At 71.5% G+C, this 20,124-nt stretch carries 17 protein-coding genes; 10 read left to right on the top strand and 7 right to left on the bottom strand.

All coding sequences use genetic code 11. The features are described from left to right. Positions 1-41 precede the first annotated feature (41 nt). The 3 genes from E1285_RS31975 to E1285_RS31965 all read left to right on the top strand — a co-directional run bounded on the left by E1285_RS31975 (position 42) and on the right by E1285_RS31965 (position 2,533). A complete protein-coding gene (locus E1285_RS31975; RefSeq protein ID WP_132158301.1) occupies positions 42-542 on the top strand; it encodes an HAD domain-containing protein in 501 nt (166 codons plus the stop codon). A 130-nt stretch (positions 543-672) separates the two neighbouring features. Next, entirely contained in the window at positions 673-1,677 is a 1,005-nt protein-coding gene (locus E1285_RS31970) for a methyltransferase (protein WP_132158300.1), read from the top strand. 94 nt (positions 1,678-1,771) lie between these two features. Further along, on the top strand, positions 1,772-2,533 hold the full coding sequence (locus E1285_RS31965) for an SDR family oxidoreductase (RefSeq protein ID WP_132158299.1): 762 nt from the start codon (positions 1,772-1,774) through the stop codon (positions 2,531-2,533). A gap of 24 nt (positions 2,534-2,557) precedes the next feature. Here the strand turns inward: E1285_RS31965 and E1285_RS31960 are convergent, their stop codons facing one another. Both E1285_RS31960 and E1285_RS31955 read right to left on the bottom strand, forming a co-directional pair. Next, positions 2,558-3,214, bottom strand: coding sequence for a CoA pyrophosphatase (locus E1285_RS31960; RefSeq protein ID WP_132158298.1), 657 nt, complete (start codon positions 3,212-3,214; stop codon positions 2,558-2,560). A 30-nt stretch (positions 3,215-3,244) separates the two neighbouring features. Next, complete coding sequence (locus E1285_RS31955) at positions 3,245-4,093, bottom strand: AraC family transcriptional regulator (RefSeq protein WP_132158297.1); 849 nt, start codon at positions 4,091-4,093, stop codon at positions 3,245-3,247. A 96-nt stretch (positions 4,094-4,189) separates the two neighbouring features. On the opposite strand from E1285_RS31955, the gene E1285_RS31950 reads away from it, so the two are divergent. Continuing rightward, on the top strand, positions 4,190-4,780 hold the full coding sequence (locus E1285_RS31950) for a TIGR03086 family metal-binding protein (RefSeq protein WP_132158296.1): 591 nt from the start codon (positions 4,190-4,192) through the stop codon (positions 4,778-4,780). Between the two features lie 64 nt (positions 4,781-4,844). Beyond that, positions 4,845-6,242 (top strand): glutamate--tRNA ligase, encoded by a 1,398-nt coding sequence (gene gltX / locus E1285_RS31945; protein WP_132158295.1) that lies wholly within the window; start codon positions 4,845-4,847, stop codon positions 6,240-6,242. Between the two features lie 35 nt (positions 6,243-6,277). Here gltX and E1285_RS31940 read toward each other — a convergent pair whose 3' ends face one another. Together E1285_RS31940 and E1285_RS31935 are read right to left on the bottom strand one after the other, a co-directional pair. Next, positions 6,278-6,919 carry a response regulator gene (locus E1285_RS31940; protein ID WP_132158294.1) on the bottom strand — a complete coding sequence of 214 codons (642 nt, stop codon included), beginning with the start codon at positions 6,917-6,919 and terminating at the stop codon, positions 6,278-6,280. 80 nt (positions 6,920-6,999) lie between these two features. After that, on the bottom strand, positions 7,000-11,226 hold the full coding sequence (locus E1285_RS31935; RefSeq protein WP_132158293.1) for a HAMP domain-containing protein: 4,227 nt from the start codon (positions 11,224-11,226) through the stop codon (positions 7,000-7,002). Positions 11,227-11,567: 341 nt separating this feature from the next. On the opposite strand from E1285_RS31935, the gene E1285_RS31930 reads away from it, so the two are divergent. The 3 genes from E1285_RS31930 to E1285_RS31920 are packed head-to-tail and all read left to right on the top strand — an operon-like array spanning position 11,568 to position 14,643. Continuing rightward, complete coding sequence (locus E1285_RS31930; RefSeq protein ID WP_243723185.1) at positions 11,568-13,859, top strand: SpoIIE family protein phosphatase; 2,292 nt, start codon at positions 11,568-11,570, stop codon at positions 13,857-13,859. 31 nt (positions 13,860-13,890) lie between these two features. Beyond that, entirely contained in the window at positions 13,891-14,229 is a 339-nt protein-coding gene (locus E1285_RS31925) for an STAS domain-containing protein (protein ID WP_132158292.1), read from the top strand. Between the two features lie 45 nt (positions 14,230-14,274). Beyond that, a complete protein-coding gene (locus E1285_RS31920; protein ID WP_243723184.1) occupies positions 14,275-14,643 on the top strand; it encodes an ATP-binding protein in 369 nt (122 codons plus the stop codon). A 104-nt stretch (positions 14,644-14,747) separates the two neighbouring features. Here E1285_RS31920 and E1285_RS31915 read toward each other — a convergent pair whose 3' ends face one another. Next, positions 14,748-16,094, bottom strand: coding sequence for a 3-deoxy-7-phosphoheptulonate synthase class II (locus E1285_RS31915; RefSeq protein WP_207946976.1), 1,347 nt, complete (start codon positions 16,092-16,094; stop codon positions 14,748-14,750). A 187-nt stretch (positions 16,095-16,281) separates the two neighbouring features. Continuing rightward, on the bottom strand, positions 16,282-17,292 hold the full coding sequence (locus E1285_RS31910) for a sigma-70 family RNA polymerase sigma factor (protein WP_243723183.1): 1,011 nt from the start codon (positions 17,290-17,292) through the stop codon (positions 16,282-16,284). 130 nt (positions 17,293-17,422) lie between these two features. On the opposite strand from E1285_RS31910, the gene trxA reads away from it, so the two are divergent. Beyond that, positions 17,423-17,776 carry a thioredoxin gene (gene trxA / locus E1285_RS31905; RefSeq protein ID WP_132158290.1) on the top strand — a complete coding sequence of 118 codons (354 nt, stop codon included), beginning with the start codon at positions 17,423-17,425 and terminating at the stop codon, positions 17,774-17,776. 172 nt (positions 17,777-17,948) lie between these two features. Next, positions 17,949-18,782, top strand: a complete 834-nt coding sequence (locus E1285_RS31900) for a putative RNA methyltransferase (protein ID WP_132158289.1) — start codon at positions 17,949-17,951, stop codon at positions 18,780-18,782. On the opposite strand, the gene E1285_RS31895 is transcribed toward E1285_RS31900, so the two are convergent. Continuing rightward, positions 18,720-19,481, bottom strand: coding sequence for a hypothetical protein (locus tag E1285_RS31895; RefSeq protein WP_132158288.1), 762 nt, complete (start codon positions 19,479-19,481; stop codon positions 18,720-18,722). The two genes, E1285_RS31900 and E1285_RS31895, sit on opposite strands and share 63 nt — an antisense overlap. Between the last annotated feature and the right edge of the window lie 643 nt (positions 19,482-20,124).

Raw genomic sequence — 20,124 nt, 5'->3', positions numbered from 1 at the left:
GGCCTTAGACGGGCGTGCATTCATGCCGTACGGTCCGGAGTATGGGGTCGCCGGTGGTTCTTCTGGACGTGGACGGGGTTCTCAATCCATTTGAAAGGCCCCATCGGGGCTACAAACGCCATCGCTGCTCGCCGAACGGCATGAGTTTCAAGCTCTGGCTCAACGCTTCGCACGGCCGCTCCCTCCTGGAACTGGCCGAGTCGTCCGGCGCCGAGCTGGCCTGGGCGAGCTACTGGTGCGACAACGCCAACGAGTGGATCGCGCCGAGGATCGGGCTGCCGGAGCTGCCGTTCGTCCCGATCCCGCAGTTCCCCGGCGTCGAGGAGGGCCGCTCGCTCGGCGCGTGGAAGGCCCGCCACGTGGCCGCGTGGACCGAGGGCAGGCCGTTCGTCTGGTTCGAGGACGAGCCGGACGCCACCGAGTGCATCGCCGGTGAGCCGGACGTCGCCGAGCATCTGCTCGTGGAGATCGACCCGGTGGGCGGCCTGACCGACGAGCACCTCGCGGCCGCCGCGGCCTGGCTGCGCGCCCTCGCCCGCTGACCTGCCCTGACCTGCCTCCGTGAGCCGGCCTGCCCCCGTGAGCCGGCCCGCCCGGCGCGAGGTTGCATTCGTCCAAGACGGCCGGGGAGAAGGCTCCATAGCGTCGGGATGACGACGAAGGGAGCCGACGATGTCGAGATCACCATTGCTGGACCTGGCCTTCGGGTACATGCCGGCGCAGATGCTTCACGTGGCCGCGGAGATAGGGCTGGCCGACGCCCTGGCGGGCGGACCGAGGTCGAGCACGGAGCTGGCGAAGGAGACCGGTACCCACGCGCCGTCCCTGTACCGGCTGCTGCGCGCCCTCACCGGCCTGGGCGCCGTGGAGCAGAAGGAGCGCGACCTGTTCGCGCTCACCGCCGAGGGGCAGCGGCTCCGCGCCGACGCCCCGGACTCCGTCCAGGCGCTGATCAAGCTGTTCTGCGGCCCGGACGTATGGCGTACATGGGGCGACATGACCGAGACGGTCCGCACGGGGGAGTACGCGTGGAAACGGGTCACGGGCAAGACGTCCTTCGAGTACTTCGAATCCAACGAAGAACTGTCGGAGACGTTCAACGAGGCGATGGCCGAGCACACCCGCGCCGTCGCGCCGGGGATCGTCGAGGCCCACGACTTCGGCCGCTACGGGACGGTCGCGGACCTCGGCGGCGGTGACGGGACGCTGCTCGCCGCGATCCTGCGCGCCAACCCCGGCCTGCGCGGGATGCTCTTCGACCTGCCCGCCGGGCTCGACGCCGCGTCCGGCGCCCTGGAGGACGTCGCGGACCGGGTCGAGATCGTCCCCGGCGACTTCTTCGACGCCGTTCCCGGAGGCGCGGACGCCTACATCCTGAAGAGCGTGATCCACGACTGGCACGACGACGAGGCCGCCGCGATCCTGAAGAACGTCCGTGCGGCGACGCGTCCCGGCGCGCGGGTGCTCGTGCTGGAACAGGTGATGCCGGAGATCGTCACACCGGAGTCCCGGGGAGTCGTCCACAACGACCTCAACATGCTCGTCTCGACGGGCGGACGTGAACGCACCGAGGCCGAGTTCCGGGAGCTGCTGGAGGGCGCCGGGTTCACCGCGGTCTCGCTGACCGGGCCGCTGCCGCCGTCCGGGTACCACGTCATCGAGGCGCAGCCGGCGTAGCCTCCCGCATCCTTCGTCAGGGGCCGCTTACGGCGGCAGGCCGCGAACGGGCAGGATGGGACCCACCGTCGTAGCCCCTGACGAAGGAGCGCCCATGAGTTCTCTCGCCGGTCGTACCGCCCTGGTCACCGGGGGCGGCCGGGGGATCGGCCGGGCCATCGCCCTGGCCCTGGCCGCGGACGGCGCCGAGGTGGCCGTCGCCTACCGGCGGGACGAGGACGCGGCGCGCAAGACCGTCGCGGACATCGAGGCCGCGGGCGTGCGCGGCCACGCCTTCCCCGCATCGGTCGACGACCTGGAGGAGTGCCGCGCCCTGGCCGCCCGGATCGAGTCGGAACTCGGCGCCCTCGACGTCCTCGTGCACAGCGCCGGGATCGCCAGCCGCGGCCACAGCGTCGCCGACACCGACCCCGCCGAGCTGGAGCGGGTGCTGCGGGTGCACGCGCTCGGCCCGCACCACCTCAGCCAGGCGCTGCTGCCGCTGATGCGCCGCGCCGAACGCAGCGACATGGTGTTCGTCTCCAGCGTGATCTCCGACACCACCCCGCCGCTCAGCGGCCCCTACACGATGGGCAAGGCCGCGATGGAGGCCCTCGCGCGGACCATCGCCAAGGAGGAACGCCGCCACGGCATGCACGTCAACATCGTCGCGCCCGGCGTTGTCGACACCGACATGGGACGGCGCCTGGTGCGCGCCACCACGGGCATCGAGGACATCCGGCAGGCGGACGCCGCGTCCCCCTACGGGCACGTGTGCACGCCCGAGGAGGTCGCCGGCGTCGTGCGGTTCCTGGTCTCCGGCGCCGCGTCCTACGTCACCGGCCAGCGCATCGTCATCGACGGCGGGACGTTCTGACGCCCGTGCGTACCGGTACGGGCCTCAGTCGCGTGTCCAGTCGGGCTGGACGAAATCGGCGACCCTGACGTTCCGCCCGAGCAGCACCACCTCGCGGAACTGCCACAGCATCGCGCCGGTCGGGGCGTGGACCCGCCACCTCGGCCCCAGCCACATCTGCAGCAGATGCCCGCCGCCGGGCTGCGGGACCCACTTCGGCGTGTCGTCGGCGGCGAGCTTCCGCAGGCTCGTGTGGTGGACGGAGTGGACCTCGTCCGGGCTCGGCGCCAGCGGGCCCGGGTCGTCCAGCACCACCACGATCGGGGTGATCGAGAAGCCGGAGGTGGCGGGGAAGTCGTCGAGCCGCCCGAGGACGTCGCCGGGCCCGGCGGTCAGGCCGATCTCCTCGTTCAGCTCCCGCAGCGCCGCCTCCTCGGGCGTTTCGCCGTCCTCCAGCCCGCCGCCCGGCAGCCCCCACTGGCCCGCGTTCCGCCCCCGGTAGGCGCGCTTGATCAGGATCACCGAGGGGACGCCGTCGTGCTCCACCGCGCACAGGACGACGCCGGCGCGGCGAAGGCCGGGCTTGTCCGGCACGGTGGTGTGCTCGAACGGGCCGAGCCGCCCGGCGGCGACACTCCGGAACGCGGCCAGGTCGTCGAACGGTTCGAGAGGTTCACCGGACGGATCGAGGGGGGCGGTCATGGATCGATAGTGCCAGGCCCGCCTCCGTGGTCAGCGTCCCGCCTCCTGGCCGGGGCCCGCCTCCCGCGCGTACCTCGCCGGTGGGGTCCCGACGGCCGCGGTGAAGTCGCGGGTGAAATGCGCCTGGTCGGCGTAGCCCAGCTCGGCCGCGACCTCCGCCCAGTCGACCGGTGAGCCGGACGCGGCCCGCTCGTGGGCCTCCTGCATCCGGAACCGCCGGATGACCCACTTCGGGCCGACGCCCACGTAGTCGTGGAACAGCCGTTGCAGGCTCCGCGGGCTCAGCCCCACGTCCTCGGCCAGCTCGTCCACCCGCAGGAGGCCCGGCCGCGCCGAGATCCGCTCGACGATCCCGGCGGCCCGCTCCGCGGACGCGTCGCGCTCGGGCCGCCGCGCGACCAGGAACTCCGTCAGCAGCCCGAGCCCCTCCCCGGCGCCGGGGGCCGCGAAGATCTCGCCGGCGAGCGCGAGGCCGTCGGCGCCGAACACCTCGTCCACCCCGGCGAAGCGGCCGGTGAGCGCGGAGACCGGCACGCCGTCGCCGAGGAACGGCCGGACCCCGCCGGGGCGGAAGCCCACGCCCACCACACGGCCGTCGTCGGCGATCTCCTCGACGAACTCGTCGCGCACCACGCCCACGATCCGCGCCCTCGTGGCCCCGCTGGTCAGATAGCTGGTGAAGGTCATGTGGACGGACGGCAGCGTCAGCAGCCGCTGCCGGTGCGGGGGCCGTCCGCGCAGATCCCAGTGAAGCACCCAGAAGAAGTCGACGAACGGGGCGAGCGCGGGCGGCGGCGCGGTCCGCTCGGTGTGGAAGCGCTCCAGCCCCGTCCGCGCGTGCAAGATACCGCGGGCTCCACCGGGTAGGGGTCGTTCCATCGACCCAGGCTAGCCGTGTCGCGTTTGTTCAAGACGGACTCCGCCGCCGGTCCCTAGCGTGGACGTGTGTTCGAACGAGTGAGCGAAGGAGAGATCATGGATATCCGGAGCCAGATGCTTCCCGCCGCGGAGGCCGCGGCGCGGATCGTCCTGGAGATCCCCGAGGTGAGGCTGGACGACCCGACCCCCTGCCCGGACTGGGACGTGCGTGCCCTGGTCAACCACCTGATCCTGTGGAGCGCGCGGGGGGAGGCCGCCGCGCACAAGCTGCCGGTCACCGGGCCGGGGGAGGACCACGACTTCACCGCCGAGCCGCGCTGGGCGCAGCGGTACGAGGAGCAGGTCCGCAAGACCGCCGAGGCCTGGCAGGACCCGGCGGCGTGGGAGGGCAGCACCAGCCTCACCGGCAACAAGGAGGGCATGCCGGCCGAGTTCGTCGGCGGCATCCTCTTCGGCGAGTGCGTCACCCACGGCTGGGACCTCGCGGTCGCCACCGGGCGTGAGCCCGCCTTCCCGTCCGGGGTGGTGCGGGCGGCGTGGGAGCAGCTCGTCCCGACGGCGGAGGTCGGCCGCGAGTACGGGGCGTTCGGCGCCGAGGTGCCGGTGCCGGAGGACGCGCCGCTGCTCGACCGGCTCATCGGGCTGTCCGGGCGCGACCCGCGCTGGCGGCCCGCATCGGAGGCGTAACGGAGTGGGGAGGGCGCGCGGGTCCCGGGCGCGAGAGGGCCCGTGCGCGCTCTACCCTTGAAGCATGGCTTCGACCTCTCCGATCCGCGTCCGATTCGCTCCGTCCCCGACCGGCATGTTCCATGTCGGCGGCGCCCGCTCCGCGCTGTTCAACTGGGTGATGGCAGCGCAGTCGGGCGGGACGCTCGTCCTGCGGATCGAGGACACCGACGCCTCCCGCAACAGCCCGGAGTGGACCGAGGGCATCATCCGCGCCCTGGCCTGGCTAGGGATGGACGGCGAGCAGTACGAGGGCCCCTACTTCCAGTCGGCCAACGGCGACAGGCACGCCGAGGCCGTCCAGACGCTCAGGGACGGCGGCCGCGCCTACCGCTGCGACTGCACCCGCGAGGCCGTGATCGCCCGCACCGGCGACCAGAACAAGGGCTACGACGGGTTCTGCCGTGACCGCGGCCTGGAGCCCGGTCCCGGACGCGCCCTCCGTTTCCGCACGCCCGACGAGGGCCAGACCACGGTCGTGGACCTGCTGCGCGGCAAGCCCGTCTTCGAGAACGCCGTGCTGGAGGACTTCGTCATCGCCCGCGCCGACGGGTCCGTGACGTTCCTGCTGGCCAACGCCGTCGACGACATGAGCCAGGGCATCACGCACGTGGTGCGCGGCGAGGAGCACCTGTCCAACGCGCCCAAGCAGCAGCTGCTGTGGGAGGCGCTCGGCGGGGAGCCGCCGGTGTGGGCGCACGTCCCGGTCATCGTCAACGAGCAGCGCAAGAAGCTGTCCAAGCGCCGCGACAAGGTCGCGCTGGAGGACTACCGGGCCGAGGGCTACCTCCCCGAGACCATGCGCAACTACCTGATGCTGCTCGGCTGGGCCCCGTCCGGCGACCGCGAGATCGTCCCGTGGGACGTGATCGTCGACGAGTTCCGCATCGAGGACGTCAACACCTCGCCGGCGTTCTTCGACGAGAAGAAGCTCCGCGCGTTCAACGGCGACTACCTCCGCGCGCTACCGGTGGAGAAGTTCATCGCCGAGTGCCTGCCGTTCCTCCAGGAGGCGCCCTTCGACGTGGACGTCGCGGTGTTCGCCGAGCTGGCGCCGCTGGCGCAGACCCGGATCGCGCTGCTGTCGGAGATCGTCCCGATGATCGACTTCGTGTTCCTGGACGAGCCGCCGTCCGACGAGCAGTCCTGGAACAAGGCGATGAAGGAGCCCGCCGCCGCGATCCTCGCCGCCGCCGAGGCCGCCTACCAGGACGCGCCGTGGAACGCCGGCGAGCTCAAGGACCGGCTGGAGCGGATCGGCGCCGAGCACGGCCTCAAACTCGGCAAGACCCAGGCGCCCGTCCGCGTGGCCGTCACCGGCCGCACCGTGGGCCTGCCGCTGTTCGAGTCCCTGGAGATCCTCGGCCGCGACCGCACCCTCACCCGCATAGCCGCCGCGCGAGCCGTGCTCAATGGCGTTTAGCCCGGGGCCATCGCGTGACCGGTCAGGGGGCGGGGTCAGCGTGGGCTTGGAGCTTCGCCGTTCAGGGTTTCGCGGAGGTCGGTGAGGCGGCGGGTCAGTTCCTCGAACTCCGAGCGGGCTTCCCGGGGGACGTGCTTGCCCACCAGCTCGGCCTGCCTCTCCACCGCCGTCAACTGCTCGGTGACCTGGTCCGGCGTCTCCTCGGCGGGACGTGAGCGCAGGAGCGTCGACTGCTCCCGGAGCAGGGCGGCCTGGTCGCGCAGGAGCGTGGTCTGGTCGCGGAGCTGCTTGTTCTTGTTGTGCAGCTCCACGAACACCGACACCTTGGCGCGCAGCACCCACGGGTCGAACGGCTTGGAGATGAAGTCGACCGCGCCCGCCGCGTAGCCGCGGAAGGCGTAGTCCGGATCGCTGTTCACCGCCGTGAGGAAGATGATCGGCAGGTCGCGGGTCTTCTTGCGGCGCTTGATGTCGCGGGCCGTCTCGAACCCGTCCATCCCCGGCATGACGACGTCCAGCAGGATGACCGCGTACTCGTCGGTGAGCAGCGCCTTGAGCGCGTCCTCCCCGGACCGCGCCCGGACCAGGTCCTGATCGAGCGAGCTGAGGATGGCCTCCAGAGCGATCAGGTTCTCCTCGCGGTCGTCCACGAGCAGGATCTTCGCCTTGTCGTCCACGCGCGTTCTCCGATTCCGGTCCCCGACATCCCGTCCGCGTCAGCGCGCACGGCGACCCTGTCGCTCAGCCTCTCCTCTCCTCAGCGGACGATGGAGGGTTGCAGCCAGTTCCTCATGACGTCAAGGAGATGGTCGACGTCCACGGGTTTGGGCACGTAGTCCGAAGCGCCGGACTCCAGGCTCTTCTCCCGGTCGCCCTTCATCACCTTCGCAGTGATCACGATAATGGGCAGTTCGGCGAACTGCGGCATCTCCCTGATCGCGGCCGTCGTCGCGTAGCCGTCCAGGCCCGGCATCATGACGTCCATCAGCACGGCCGCCACGTCCGGGTTGCGGTGCAGGACGTCGATCCCGGCCTGCCCGTCCTCGGCGTAGAGGACCTCCATGCCGTAGCCCTCCAGGACGCTGGTCAGGGCGAACACGTTCCGGACGTCGTCGTCGACGATCAGGACCTTGCGGCCGGACAGGGCGGTGTCGAGGAAGTCCGCGGGCGGCTCCTCCAACAGCCCGGTCAGCACCGGCTCCGGCTCACCGGGACGTTCCCCGGGCGGCTGCTGCTCCACCGGCAGCCCGTTCTCCCCGGCCGGACCGGCGCCCGCGCGCTCGTCGCCCGGCATCAGGCCCGGCACGCCCTCGGGCGAACCGGCCGCCTCGTCCGGCAGCGCGGCACGCCGCCTGCCGTCGCGCTCGCTGTACTGGGCGGGCAGGTAGAGCGTGAAAACGCTGCCGCGGCCCGGCTGGCTCTCGGCGTGGATCTCCCCGCCCAGCAGCCGCGCGATGTTCCGGCTGATCGACAGGCCGAGGCCGGTGCCGCCGTAGCGGCGGCTCGTCGTCCCGTCCGCCTGCTGGAACGGCTCGAAGATCTCCTGCAGCTTGTCCGTGCTCACCCCGATGCCGGTGTCGATCACCCGGAACGCGATCACGTCGGGGGTGTTCCACAGCGCGGGCAGCGTGAAGTCGATGTCGCCGGCCCGCTCGATCAGCAGCCGCACCTCGCCCTCGGCGGTGAACTTCACCGCGTTCGACAGCAGGTTCCGCAGCACCTGCTGCAGCCGCTGCTCGTCGGTGTTCAGGGTGGCCGGGACGTCCGGCGCGACCTCCACGCCGAACTGCAGGCCCTTGTCGACCGACAGGGGGCGGAACGTCGCGTCCACGTAGTCGACCAGCGCCGGCACCGACAGCCGCTGCGGGTGCGCCTCCATCTTCCCGGCCTCGACCTTCGCGAGGTCCAGGATGTCGTTGATCAGCTCCAGCAGGTCGGTGCCGGACTCGTGGATCGTCTGGGAGAACTCCACCTGCTTGCCGGTGAGGTTGCCGTCCTGGTTCTCCGACAGCAGCTTGGCCAGCACGAGCAGGCTGTTCAGCGGCGTGCGCAGCTCGTGCGACATGTTCGCCAGGAACTCCGACTTGTACCGCGAGGAGATCGCCAGCTGCTCGGCGCGCTCCTCCAGCGTCCGCCTCGCCTGCTCGATCTGGAAGTTCTGGATCTCGATCGCGCGGTTCTGCTGGGCCAGCAGAGCCGCCTTCTCCTCCAGCTCGGTGTTGGAGTGGCGCAGCTCGCCCTGCTGGCGCTGCAGCTCGTCCGAGCGCTCCTGCAGCTCCTGCGCGAGCCGCTGCGACTCGCCGAGCAGCGCCTCGGTGCGGGTGTTGGCGCTGATCGCGTTCAGCGTGACCCCGATCGTCTCGATCAGCTGGCTGAAGAACGCCAGGTGGACGTCGGTGAACCGGCCGAAGGAGGCCAGCTCGATCGCGCCGAGCACCGCGTCCTCGAACACGATCGGCAGCACGATGATGTTGACCGGGGCCGCCTCGCCCAGCCCCGACCCGATCTTGACGTAGTCGGCGGGCGCGTCGGCGATCAGCAGCGGCCTGCGCTCCTGCGCCGCCTGCCCGACCAGGCCCTCGCCCATCGCGAACCGGACGGCCCCGACCCGGCCCCGCCGCGTCCCGTACCCGGCGATCATCACCAGCTCGGTCTCATCGCCGATGCTCTCGGCGAGGTAGAACGCGCCGTACTGGGCGCTCGCGGTCGGCGTCAGCTCCCGCATGATCAGCTCGGCGACCTGCATGAGGTCCCGGTGGCCCTGCATGAGCCCGCCGATCCGCGCGAGGTTGGTCTTGAGCCAGTCCTGCTCCTCGTTGGCGCGGGTCGTCTCGCGCAGCGTCGCGACCATCAGGTTGACGTTGTCGCTCAGCTCGGCGACCTCGCCGCGCGCCTCCACGGTGATCGTCCGGGTCAGGTCGCCGGTCGCGACCGCGCTGGCGACCTCGCCGATCGCGCGCACCTGGGTGGTCAGGTTGCCGGCCAGCTCGTTCACGCTCTCGGTCAGCCGCTTCCAGGTGCCCGACACGCCCTCGACCTCGGCCTGCCCGCCCAGGCGCCCCTCGCTGCCCACCTCGCGCGCCACGCGGGTGACCTCGGAGGCGAACGACGACAGCGTGTCGACCATCGTGTTCAGCGTGGTCTTCAGCTGCAGGATCTCGCCCTGCGCGTCCACGTCGATGCGCCGCGTCAGGTCTCCGTGCGCGACCGCGGTGGTGACCTGCGCGATGTTGCGGACCTGGGTGGTCAGGTTGTTCGCCATCGAGTTGACGTTGTCGGTCAGGTCCTTCCACATGCCGCCCGCGCCCGGCACGCGGGCCTGCCCGCCGAGGCGCCCCTCCGTGCCGACCTCGCGGGCGACGCGGCTGACCTCGTCCGCGAACGCCGACAGCGTGTCGACCATCGTGTTCAGGGTGTCCTTGAGCTGCAGGATCTCGCCCTGCGCGTCCACCTCGATCTTGCGGGTCAGGTCGCCCTGCGCGACCGCCGTGGTGACCTGCGCGATCCCGCGGACCTGGGTGGTCAGGTTGTTCGCCATCGAGTTGACGTTGTCGGTCAGGTCCTTCCACACGCCGCTGACGTCCGGCATCCGCGCCTGCCCGCCGAGGCGACCCTCGGTGCCGACCTCGCGCGCCACGCGGGTGACCTCGGAGGCGAACGACGACAGCGTGTCCACCATCGCGTTCACCGTGTCCTTGAGCTCCAGGATCTCGCCCTGCGCGTCCACCGTGATCTTCTTGCCGAGGTCTCCCTCCGCGACCGCGGTGGTGACCTGCGCGATGTTGCGGACCTGGTAGGTCAGGTTGGACGCCATCCCGTTGACGTTGTTGGTCAGGTCCTTCCAGACGCCGCTCACGCCGGGCACGCGGGCCTGGCCGCCGAGGCGTCCCTCGGTGCCGACCTCGCGCGCCACGCGGGTGACCTCGTCGGCGAACGCCGACAGCGTGTCGACCATCGTGTTGACCGTGTCCTTGAGCTGCAGGATCTCGCCCTGCGCGTCCACGGTGATCTTCTTGCCGAGGTCGCCGTCGGCGACGGCGGTGGTGACCTGCGCGATGTTGCGGACCTGGTAGGTCAGGTTGTTCGCCATCGCGTTGACGTTGTCGGTGAGCTTCTTCCACACCCCGCTGACGCCGGGCACGTTCGCCTGCCCGCCGAGCTGGCCCTCGGTGCCGACCTCGCGGGCGACGCGGGTGACCTCGTCGGCGAACGCCGACAGCTGGTCGACCATCGTGTTCACGGTGAGCTTCAGCTCCTGAAGCTCACCGGTCGCCTCGACCGTGACCTTCCGCGTCAGATCGCCGCTGGCCACCGCCGTGGTGACCTCCGCGATGTCGCGGACCTGGGACGTCAGCCGCGACGCCATCACGTTCACCGAGGCGGTCACGTCCCGCCACCGGCCCGTCATGCCGCGCGCCGGGGCCTGCCCGCCGAGCCGTCCCTCCGTGCCGACCTCGCGGGCGAACTGGGTGACCTCCCAGGTGAACTGGTCGAGCAGCTCCACCATGCCGTTGACCGACTTGGCCATGCGCAGCAGTTCCCCGCGCATCGGCCTGCCGCGCACCCGCAGCTCGACCCGCTGGCTCAGGTCGCCCGCGGCCACCGCCTCCACGACCTGGCTCATCCCGGTCGCCAGGTCGGTCAGCTTGTCGATGATCGCGTTGGCGTCGTCCACGGAGGCGGCCCAGGTACCGCGCATCGCGCCCTGTGCCAGCCGTCCCCGCAGCTTCCCCTCCCGGCCGATCTCGCGGCGGATGCGGCTCAGCCCCGCCGCCAGCTCCGTGCCGTTCTGCCGGATCTCCTCCAGGATCGCCGCGGCCTCCGCCACGGCTCCATCGCCCGGCACGTCCAGCTCGGACCTCGCCTTCCCGTCCCGGACGGCGATGAGCGCCTTGAGAAGCGGCTCCAGATCAGCGTCGCTGTAGCGAGGGGCGGTATCGAGATACGCGCCGCCGGGGCGTGCACGAGACGCGGTACGCGGCATTCTCTTTCATCCTCCTGGCCCGCGATTGTCGGGTATCCGGATACCGGGTAGCCGGATGGCACGGAGTCCTTCTCCAGGGCCTTCTCCTGGCCGCACCTGTACTCTACGTCGCCGTACGGAGCTGGACGCCGTTCGCACGCCGAGGGTGAACGGAAGGCAATGATCGTGCATCCATGCTTGTAGTCTTCGTGTTACGGTCTGTCGTGTCATGGCGGGGGATCGCATCGCCGAGGCCGGGCGCATCGCTCCGCCTCCGGGTCACGGCTCCCGTGGCCGGGTGGTCGACCGTTCTGTCACGATGGCCAGGCCCGGGTAGTGACGCTTCGAACGAGGGACGACAGTTGGATCGGCAGACGGCGTCGGCCACCTTCCCGTCCGCGGCCCCGGCGGTGGCGGACGCGCGCCGGTTCGTCCGGAAGGTGCTCGCCGACTGGGGCATGGACGAGGTCGCCGACGACGCCGTCCTGGCCACCAGCGAACTCGCCACCAACGCGATCGCCTACGCCGGCACGTCCTTCGAGGTCTCCTGCCGGCTGGAGGCCGGGGACATCAAGATCGAGGTCCGCGACCGGCACCCCACGCGGGGAATCGAGATGCCGGGCGTCACCGCCTCCAGCGGGCGCGGCCTGCCGTCCATCTCCCGGCTCGCCGCCTCCTGGGGCGTCTCCTACGACCGCCGCACCAAGGGCGTCTGGTTCCGGCTGCCCAGGCCGGGAGCCGCGAGCGGCGCCGCCGGTACCGTCCCCCTCCCCGAGGAGTCCGAGGAGCCCCGGACCGCCGCCGAGATCGCCCGGACGGGCACCGGAGGCGTTGCCGCCAGACGTGAGCGGGGACGTGAGCGGGTCCGGGAGCGCGCCGCCCGCGACGGCGCGGCCGAGGGCGCCCACGACTCCGCCGGGCCGGGCGGCCAGGTCCGGGAGGGCAGGCTCGGCGAGGGCGCCGGTGAGATCCCCGTGGCGGGTGACCGCCTCCTGCGGTCACCCGCGGCGGTGGAGGCCATGGAGGACGGCATCGCCCACGTCCGCGAGGTCCTCAGCGCCGAGGGCGCGGCCGTGCTGCTGACCGAGCGCGACGGGCGCCTGATCATGGGCGCCTCCGCCGGTAGCGCGACCGACGTCGCCCTCGGCGAGCTGTCGGTGGCCGGCCTGACTCCCGCCGCCCGCGCCGGCTCGGCCTGGGTGGCGGCCGACGCATCCGATCCGGCCGCCGCCGCCCTGCAGGCACGGTCCCTCGCCGCCGCTCCGCTGGAGTCCCAGGGACGCCTCACCGGACTGCTCGTGGCCGTTTCGACGGTTTCCGGCCGGTTCGCCGAGGCCGACGGCATCCGCATCGGCCGGCTCGCCGACGAAATGTCGCTCTCCCTGGAAAAGGCCAGGGTGGGCGAGCTGGAACGGTCCTGGCGCGGCTGGCTCAGCTTCGTCGCCGAGGCCAGCGACCTGCTCGCGGGGACCCTCGACCAGGAACGCACGATGGCGCTGGTCGCCCAGCTCGTCGTCCCCCGCCTGGCCACCTGGTGCGCCGTCTACACCGTCACCGAGTCCGAGCCCGACCGGCTCGCCTACGTGTGGCACGCCGACGAGAACCGCGCCGACGGCCTCCGCGAACTGCTCGACCACGCGGGCGCGGCCCCGCCGATGGACGTCCCCGGCGCCTGGAACGGGCTCGCGACCGCCCCGCAGGAGGTCCGCGCCGCCGTCGGCGACACCGCCGCCGACCAGGTCTACGCGTTCCCGCTGATCGCCCGCGGCCGCCGCATCGGCACCATCGTCATCGGCCGCCCGTCCGGCGACCGGTTCCCCCGCAGCGCGATCGAGCTCGCCGAGGAGCTCAGCCGCCGCGCCGCCCTCGCCGTCGACAACGCGCGGCTGTTCTCCGCGCAGACCGCCATGAGCAGCGCCCTCCAGCGCAGCCTCCTGCCGCCGGGCATCCCCGAGATCCCCGGCCTGGAGGTCGCGGTCGTGTACGAGCCCGCCGGGGAGGGCAGCGAGGTCGGCGGCGACTTCTACGACGTGTTCGAAAGCGGGAAGCGGCCAGGCGGCCCGGCGTCCGCGTCCCGCTGGCGGTTCGCCATCGGCGACGTGTGCGGCACCGGCCCCGAGGCCGCCGCCGTCACCGGGCTCGCCCGGCACGCGCTGCGCATCCTCTCCGCCGAGGAGATGTCCGTCCCGGCCGTGCTCGCCCGCCTCAACCGGCTCATCCTCGGCGAGGGCCAGCGCGGGCGCCTGCTCACCCTCCTGCACGGCGAGATCGCCGCCCGGCGCCGCAACGGCGGCGTGACGATCAAGCTGACGAGCGCGGGGCACCCGCCCCCGCTGGTGCTCGCCCCGGACGGCGAAGTCCGCGAGGCGGCCTCGCCGCAGCCGCTGCTCGGCGTGTTCGACGGTGTCGAGTTCCACACCGACACCGTCGACCTGCGCCGCGGCGAGGTCCTGCTGTGCGTCACCGACGGCGTCACGGAGCGGCGCTCCGGCAACCGTCTCCTCGGCGACGGCCAAGGGCTGGAGAACCTGCTCGCCGGCTGCAGCGGGCTGAGCGCCGGCGCCGTCGCCGCCCGTATCCAGCGCGCCGTGCGCGACTTCGGCCCCGAGCCGTCGAACGACGACATTGCCCTCATCGTTCTGCGGGCGTCATGATGGAGACCAACAATCGGTAAGGTGGGGTGGCGTGGGGCTTGCCTTGCACACGACACGACAGGACGGCCGCGCGACGATCGCCGCGCGCGGCTCCATCGACCTGCACTCGTCCGACGAGCTGCGGTCCCGGCTGACCGAACTCGTGGACGCGGGAGAGCGGGCGGTCGTCGTCGACCTCGCCGCGGTGGACTTCTGTGACTCCTCCGGTCTCAACGTTCTCGTGAGGGCGTACAAGCACGCGCGCGCGCAGAACGCCACGCTCACCGTCACCGGCGCCTACGGCCGGGTCGAGAACGTGCTGCGGACCACCGGCCTTGACCGCTTCCTTATCGAGGACCCGGCGGAGGGGGCTCCGGCCGATGGGCGCTGAGGGAGAGACGATGAAGAACGGCGAGCGGGCGGAGTGACCGACCCGATGACCGAGACGACATTGCGCGCGGCGCCGCAGACCGAGGCGGTCGAGTACGCACGGCGGCTCGCCGCCCGCACCATGCGGACCTGGGCGCTGATGGACCGCGAGGAGCTCGTCACCGCGATCGTGGCCGAGCTCGTCGCCAACGCCGTCCGCCACGCGGGCACGGCGCTGGAGCTGCGCCTGCTGCGCGGCGGCGGCCGCATCCGCGTCGAGGTCCGCGACCGCGCCGCCCAGCTGCCGCGGCTGACCGTCCCCGGCCCGCTGGACGAGTCGCATCGCGGCCTGTTCATCGTCGACCGCTTCGCGAACTCCTGGGGGGCCGACCCCGTGACCGGCGGCAAGGTCGTCTGGGCCGAGGTGGACATCTGACACCGCGTTCCGCCTGGAACGTGAGCCCGCGCGAAGCCCCGTGCGGGCGCGCACCCACCGGGCGCGCCCCGGCCGTCCGTGGGCGCGCCGCAGCGGGCGTGCGATCAGGTGGACTTGCGGTACAGCTCGGCGACCATGAACGCCAGGTCCAGTGACTGGCCCCGGTTGAGCCGCGGGTCGCACGCCGTCTCGTAGCGCTGGTGCAGATCCGCCTCCGCCAGCCCGTGGGCGCCGCCGACGCACTCGGTGACGTCGTCGCCGGTGAACTCGATGTGGATGCCTCCGGGGTGCGTCCCCAGCGCCCGGTGGACCTCGAAGAAACCGGCCACCTCGTCCAGCACGTCGTCCAGCCGCCGGGTCTTGTGCCCGCTCGGCGCCTCGAACGTGTTGCCGTGCATCGGGTCGCAGATCCACGCGACCGGGGCGCCGCTCTGGTGCACCTTCTCGATCAGCGGCGGCAGCGAGTCCCGGATCCGGCCCGCGCCCATCCGGGTGATGAAGGTCAGCCGGCCCTCCTCGCCGTCCGGGTTCAGCCGGTCGATCAGCGCCAGGACGTCGTCGGCGGACGTCGTCGGGCCGAGCTTCACCCCGATCGGGTTGCGGATCTGCCGCAGGAACTCCACGTGCGCCCCGTCCAGCTGCCTCGTGCGCTCACCGATCCACAGGAAGTGAGCCGACACGTCGTACGGCAGGCCGCTGAGGTGGTCGATGCGGGTCAGCGCCCGCTCGTACTCCAGCAGCAGCGCCTCGTGGCTGGAGAAGAACTCCACCCCGTGGAACTCGTCGGGGTCGGCCCCGCACGCCTTCATGAACGACAGCGCCCGGTCGATCTCGCCCGCGAGCCGCTCGTAGCGGCGGCCCGCCGGGCTCTGCGCCACGAAGTCCTGGTTCCAGGCGTGCACCTGGCGGAGATCGGCGTACCCGCCCTTGGTGAACGCCCGGCACAGGTTCAGCGTCACCGCCGAGCAGTGGTAGGCCTTCAGCAGCCTGTTCGGGTCGTTGCGCCGGGACTCGGCGTCGAACCCGAACCCGTTGACCGCGTCGCCGCGGTAGGCGGGCAGTTCCACGCCCCCGCGCTCCTCCACGGGCTTCGAGCGGGGCTTGGCGAACTGGCCGGCCATCCGGCCGATCTTCACGACCGGCACGCTGCCGGCGTAGGTGAGCACCACGGCCATCTGCAGGAGCGTCTTGAGCTTGTTCTTCACCGCGTCGGCGTTCGATCCGTCGAACGTCTCGGCGCAGTCGCCGCCCTGTAGGACGAACGCCCTGCCGTGCGCGACGTCCGCGAGCTGGGCCTTGAGCTGGTCGCACTCGCCGGCGAAGACGAGCGGGGGCTGCGCGGCCAGTTCGGCGGCGACCGTCCGGACCTCGTCCGGGTCGTCCCAATCGGGCTGCTGGAGGGCGGGGAGGGAGCGCCAGGCGTCGAGGTCCCCGATGGCGGATGTACTCACGCTGAAAGGCTATGGCACGCCCTGTCCCCGCCGGACGACGAGCCCGGCCGGGCCAGGACGTCGGGCTCCGGCGGCATGGGCGGAACCGGGAACCGGGGAAGGCGGGGCCGGCGAACGCGAACGGGCGGCCCCGGAGCCGGGGCCGCCCGATCACTGATCACAGAGCGGAGGAACCGCCCGCCCGGCCTCAGGCCGCGCGGCTCCCGGCGGTCGCGCGCACCGGCTCCCGCGCGGTTCCCGGCCCGCCCGACAGCGTCCGGCGGCCGCTCAGGTCGGCCTCGCTCGCCAGCTGCCGCAGCCGCCGCAGCGAACGGTCGGTGATCTGCCTCACCCGGTTGTGGCTCAGGCCGTACCGGGCGCCGATCTGCGCGTACGACAGGGGCTGGCCGCTGTCCATGCCGAACCGGGCCCGCAGGATCGCGGACTCGCGCTCCGGCAGCCGGTCCAGCAGCCGTCCGAGGCCCTCGATGTCGTCCAGCGCGAGGATCTCGGCCTCCGGTGTCACGGCCTCCGGATCCTCAAGCAGGTCGCCCATCGGGGTCTCGCCCGCGTCGTCGACGGTCGCGTCCAGGCTCGCCGGATCGCGGCGCCAGCGCAGCAGCTCGTCCACATGCTCGGCCTCGGCGCCTAGCGTGTCGGCGATCTCCTCGCGGGTCGGCTCCCTGCCGAGCTCGCGGCCCAGCTGGCGTTCCGCCCGGCGCAGCCGGGAGAGCTCCTCCTCAACGTGGACGGGCAACCGGATCGTGCGGGCGGTGTGACTGAGCCCGCGGCCGATCGCCTGCCTGATCCACCATGTCGCGTATGTGGAGAACTTGAAGCCGCGGCGGTAGTCGAACTTCTCCACCGCGCGCATCAACCCCAGGTTCCCCTCTTGAACGAGGTCAATGAGAGGCAACGAGTCGGTCGGGTACTTGCGGGCGATCGAGACCACGAGGCGCAGATTGGCCTCGACGAAGCGCTGCTTGGCGCGCAGCCCCGCCGCGGTCAGCTGCTCCAGCTCCTCGCGGGTCGCGCCCTCGGGCACCTTCCCCTCGACCAGAAGCTGTTCGGCGTACAGTCCCCCTTCGATCGCCTTGGCCAGATCGACCTCCTCCTGCGCATCGAGCAGGGGGGTACGGCCGATCCGGTCGAGGTACGCTCCGACCAGATCCTTGTCGGGAACGTCGACCCTGTCGCCCTTGGTACGGGTTGCAGCCATCCTGACCCTTCTCCGGTGCGATCTCCCTACGAGGACAACGCTAATTACCGCTCTGTGATTCCCGGGTGGGGAATACTGCGAGGCTGTTAGCCGCTCTACGTCCTGATACCCCGACTGAGGAGAAACCGACATGGCGACGGTCACACTCACCACAGAGAACTTCGACCAGGTCGCCCAGAGCGACGGCATCGTCATGGTCGACTTCTGGGCGGAGTGGTGCGGACCGTGCAAGAGGTTCGCGCCCGTGTTCGAGAGGTCGGCCGGCAAGCACGACGACATCGTCTTCGCCAAGGTCGACACCGACACCGAGCAGGAGCTGTCACAGCGGTTCGGGATCAAGTCCATTCCCACGCTGATGGCGATCCGCGACGGCATGATCGTTTTCGCGGAGCCCGGCGCGGTGGGCGAGTCGGTGCTGGAGAACGTGATCGAGCAGGTGCGCGGCCTCGACATGGAGGACGTCCGCCGCCGCGCGGAGTCCTGAACGTCCGCGGATTCTGGACCGGCGGGGCCGAGCGGCCCGCCGGGCGAGGCTGCGGACCACGTGCCGTCCCAGGTGGCGGGCACGAGAAGGGCAGCTGACGCCGCGGAGGCGTGACGGCAAAGAAGCGGACGGTACCGCCCGTTCCGCATCCCGCATGGTCGATGATGGACCGATGCTCGCCGATGTCGTCCACTACCTAGTGTGCCCCGTGTGCGGTGCGGACCTCGAACTGGCTGAGCGCGGACTCCGCTGCCCGGGAGGGCACGCCTTCGACATCGCGCGCCAGGGTTACGCGAACCTGCTGCCCGGCAATGCCCGTCCGGGCACGGCCGACACCCCGGAGATGGTGCGCGCGCGAGACGAGTTCCTGACGGCGGGCCACTTCACAGCACTCGCGGACCGCCTCGCCCGCGACGTCTCACGCGCCAAGCCGTCCTTCGCCGTCGACGCGGGCGGCGGCACCGGGTACTACCTGAGCCGGATACTCGACCGGTCGCCGGACGCGGCCGGGCTCGCTCTGGACATCTCCAAGCACGCCGCACGCAGGGCGGCCAAGGCACACCCGCGCGCCTGCGCGGTCGTCGCGGACCTGTGGCGCCCGCTCCCCCTGCGCGGCGGAGCCGCCGACGTCGTCGTGAACGTCTTCGCGCCCCGCAACGCCGCCGAGTTCCACCGGGTGCTCCGCGACGAGGGGCTGCTCCTGACCGTGACTCCGTCGCCCCGGCACCTCGGCCCGCTCGTCGAGTCCCTCGGACTCCTGTCGATCGACAAGCACAAGACCGAGCGTACGGACGCGGCACTCGCCGGCTACTTCAAACTGGATTCGCGCCAGGAGATCGACATTGAGGCCCTCCTGACCCACGAAGAGGTCACCACGCTCGTGGGCATGGGGCCCAGCGCACATCACGTCCCGGCCGATCGGCTGCGTGAACGGCTCGGACGGCTACCCGACCCTCTGCCAGCGCCCCTGTCTTTCGTGCTGTCGAGCTACAGGCGGCTTGAGTAGGCGCCGCGCGTCCACGTCCTGCGCGAGTTCGAGGAGCACCTGCGGCACTTCGCCGGGTTCTGTCACGTCATCCACGCCGGGGACATCGACATCGAACGTGAACGAAGTCGAAACCGCGTGGACCGTGCCGCTCAGCAGGAGACGCTGAAGGGCCTGCCCTGCGCGGAGCCACTCGGCGGGGGAGTCCCCATGGGTGGTCAACACCGCACGTTGAGCCGGCATCTCCTTTGCGGTGGGGAGCGGGTGAAGCGCCGCTCCTTCCAGCTTTGCCGCCTCGCCCAGCTCGTTGGTGAGGGGGACGGGCGGCCGGGCGGCGTCCACCGGCCTTGCCGCGACGAAGGGCCGGAGCGTCGCGGCGTAGAGGAGGCGTTCCTCCCGCGTCATCCGGTGGCGCCCCGCAAGCCGCACCGCCGCGAGGACCGTCGGGCGTCCGGCATCCGGGAGAAGCCGCACGACGGCCTCGTGTCCCAGCTGGGCGGCGGCGAGCCGCAGGTTCACGAGCGCCGCGCCGCTGCTGAGATGCAGGCTCCGCCCCAACGGGTCGCGTGCCGGCCGGAACCTCGCGGGGTCGGCATGCACCTCGATCAGGCCGGACGCGACCTTGAACCGCCACGCGTGCACGTCATGGATGGTCGGACCCATGGTCGCGGCGACCACCAGGCGTTCCGCCGAAGCGCGGATGGCGACGGGCACATTCACGAGGCGGGTCCTCCAGACCTCGGCCGGCTGTCGGGCCGGGAGCCGGCGCATGCCCCCGGCGCCGGACTCCGCGGGCTGTGCGGTCTGCGCACCGTACCCCACTGTGACCCGACCCACGTAGTGTGTGAACAGCGAGGTCAGCGAGACGATCGGTGTGCCCGGCCGGGGAAGTGACGGCAGGACGCGGATGTTCCGATTTGACGGCGTCGGCGGAGGACCTTAACGTCTCTTCAGCCCCAAGGGATGCGGGACGCCACAGCGCGGCCGGCCCACGGGACCAGGCTTCCGAAAACGGTTCGAGTCACGCTCGGGCTGTTGTACGATGGTCTGACAGCCCGGAACGGGATGACGGGACACCGCAAGGTGGCCGGCCCGCAGGGCGTCTCCTGCGAAACGATCTTCGGTGGGCTTCGGCCTGTTGGTTCGTCGTTGCGTGGGGCTTGGTGGGCCATCCGTTCGTCGAAAAGATCTTGGTTGATCGGCTTGACAGGGGCGGCGAACCAGGTAAGTTAGAAGGGTTGCCCCGGAGCCGGGGCCTGCGGGAGCGGGGTTCGGCGCGGTGGGTGTCCGTTTCTTGAGAACTCAACAGCGTGTTAAAAGCCAGTGCCTTTATCGGCTCGGCCAGTGTTTTCTGGTCGGGTCG

Origin of the sequence: Actinomadura sp. 7K507 (assembly GCF_004348425.1) — a bacterium.
Taxonomy (GTDB): Bacteria; Actinomycetota; Actinomycetes; order Streptosporangiales; family Streptosporangiaceae; genus Spirillospora.
Note: the sequence above shows the minus strand (reverse complement) of the source record. Positions and strands in the feature narration are given on the sequence as shown.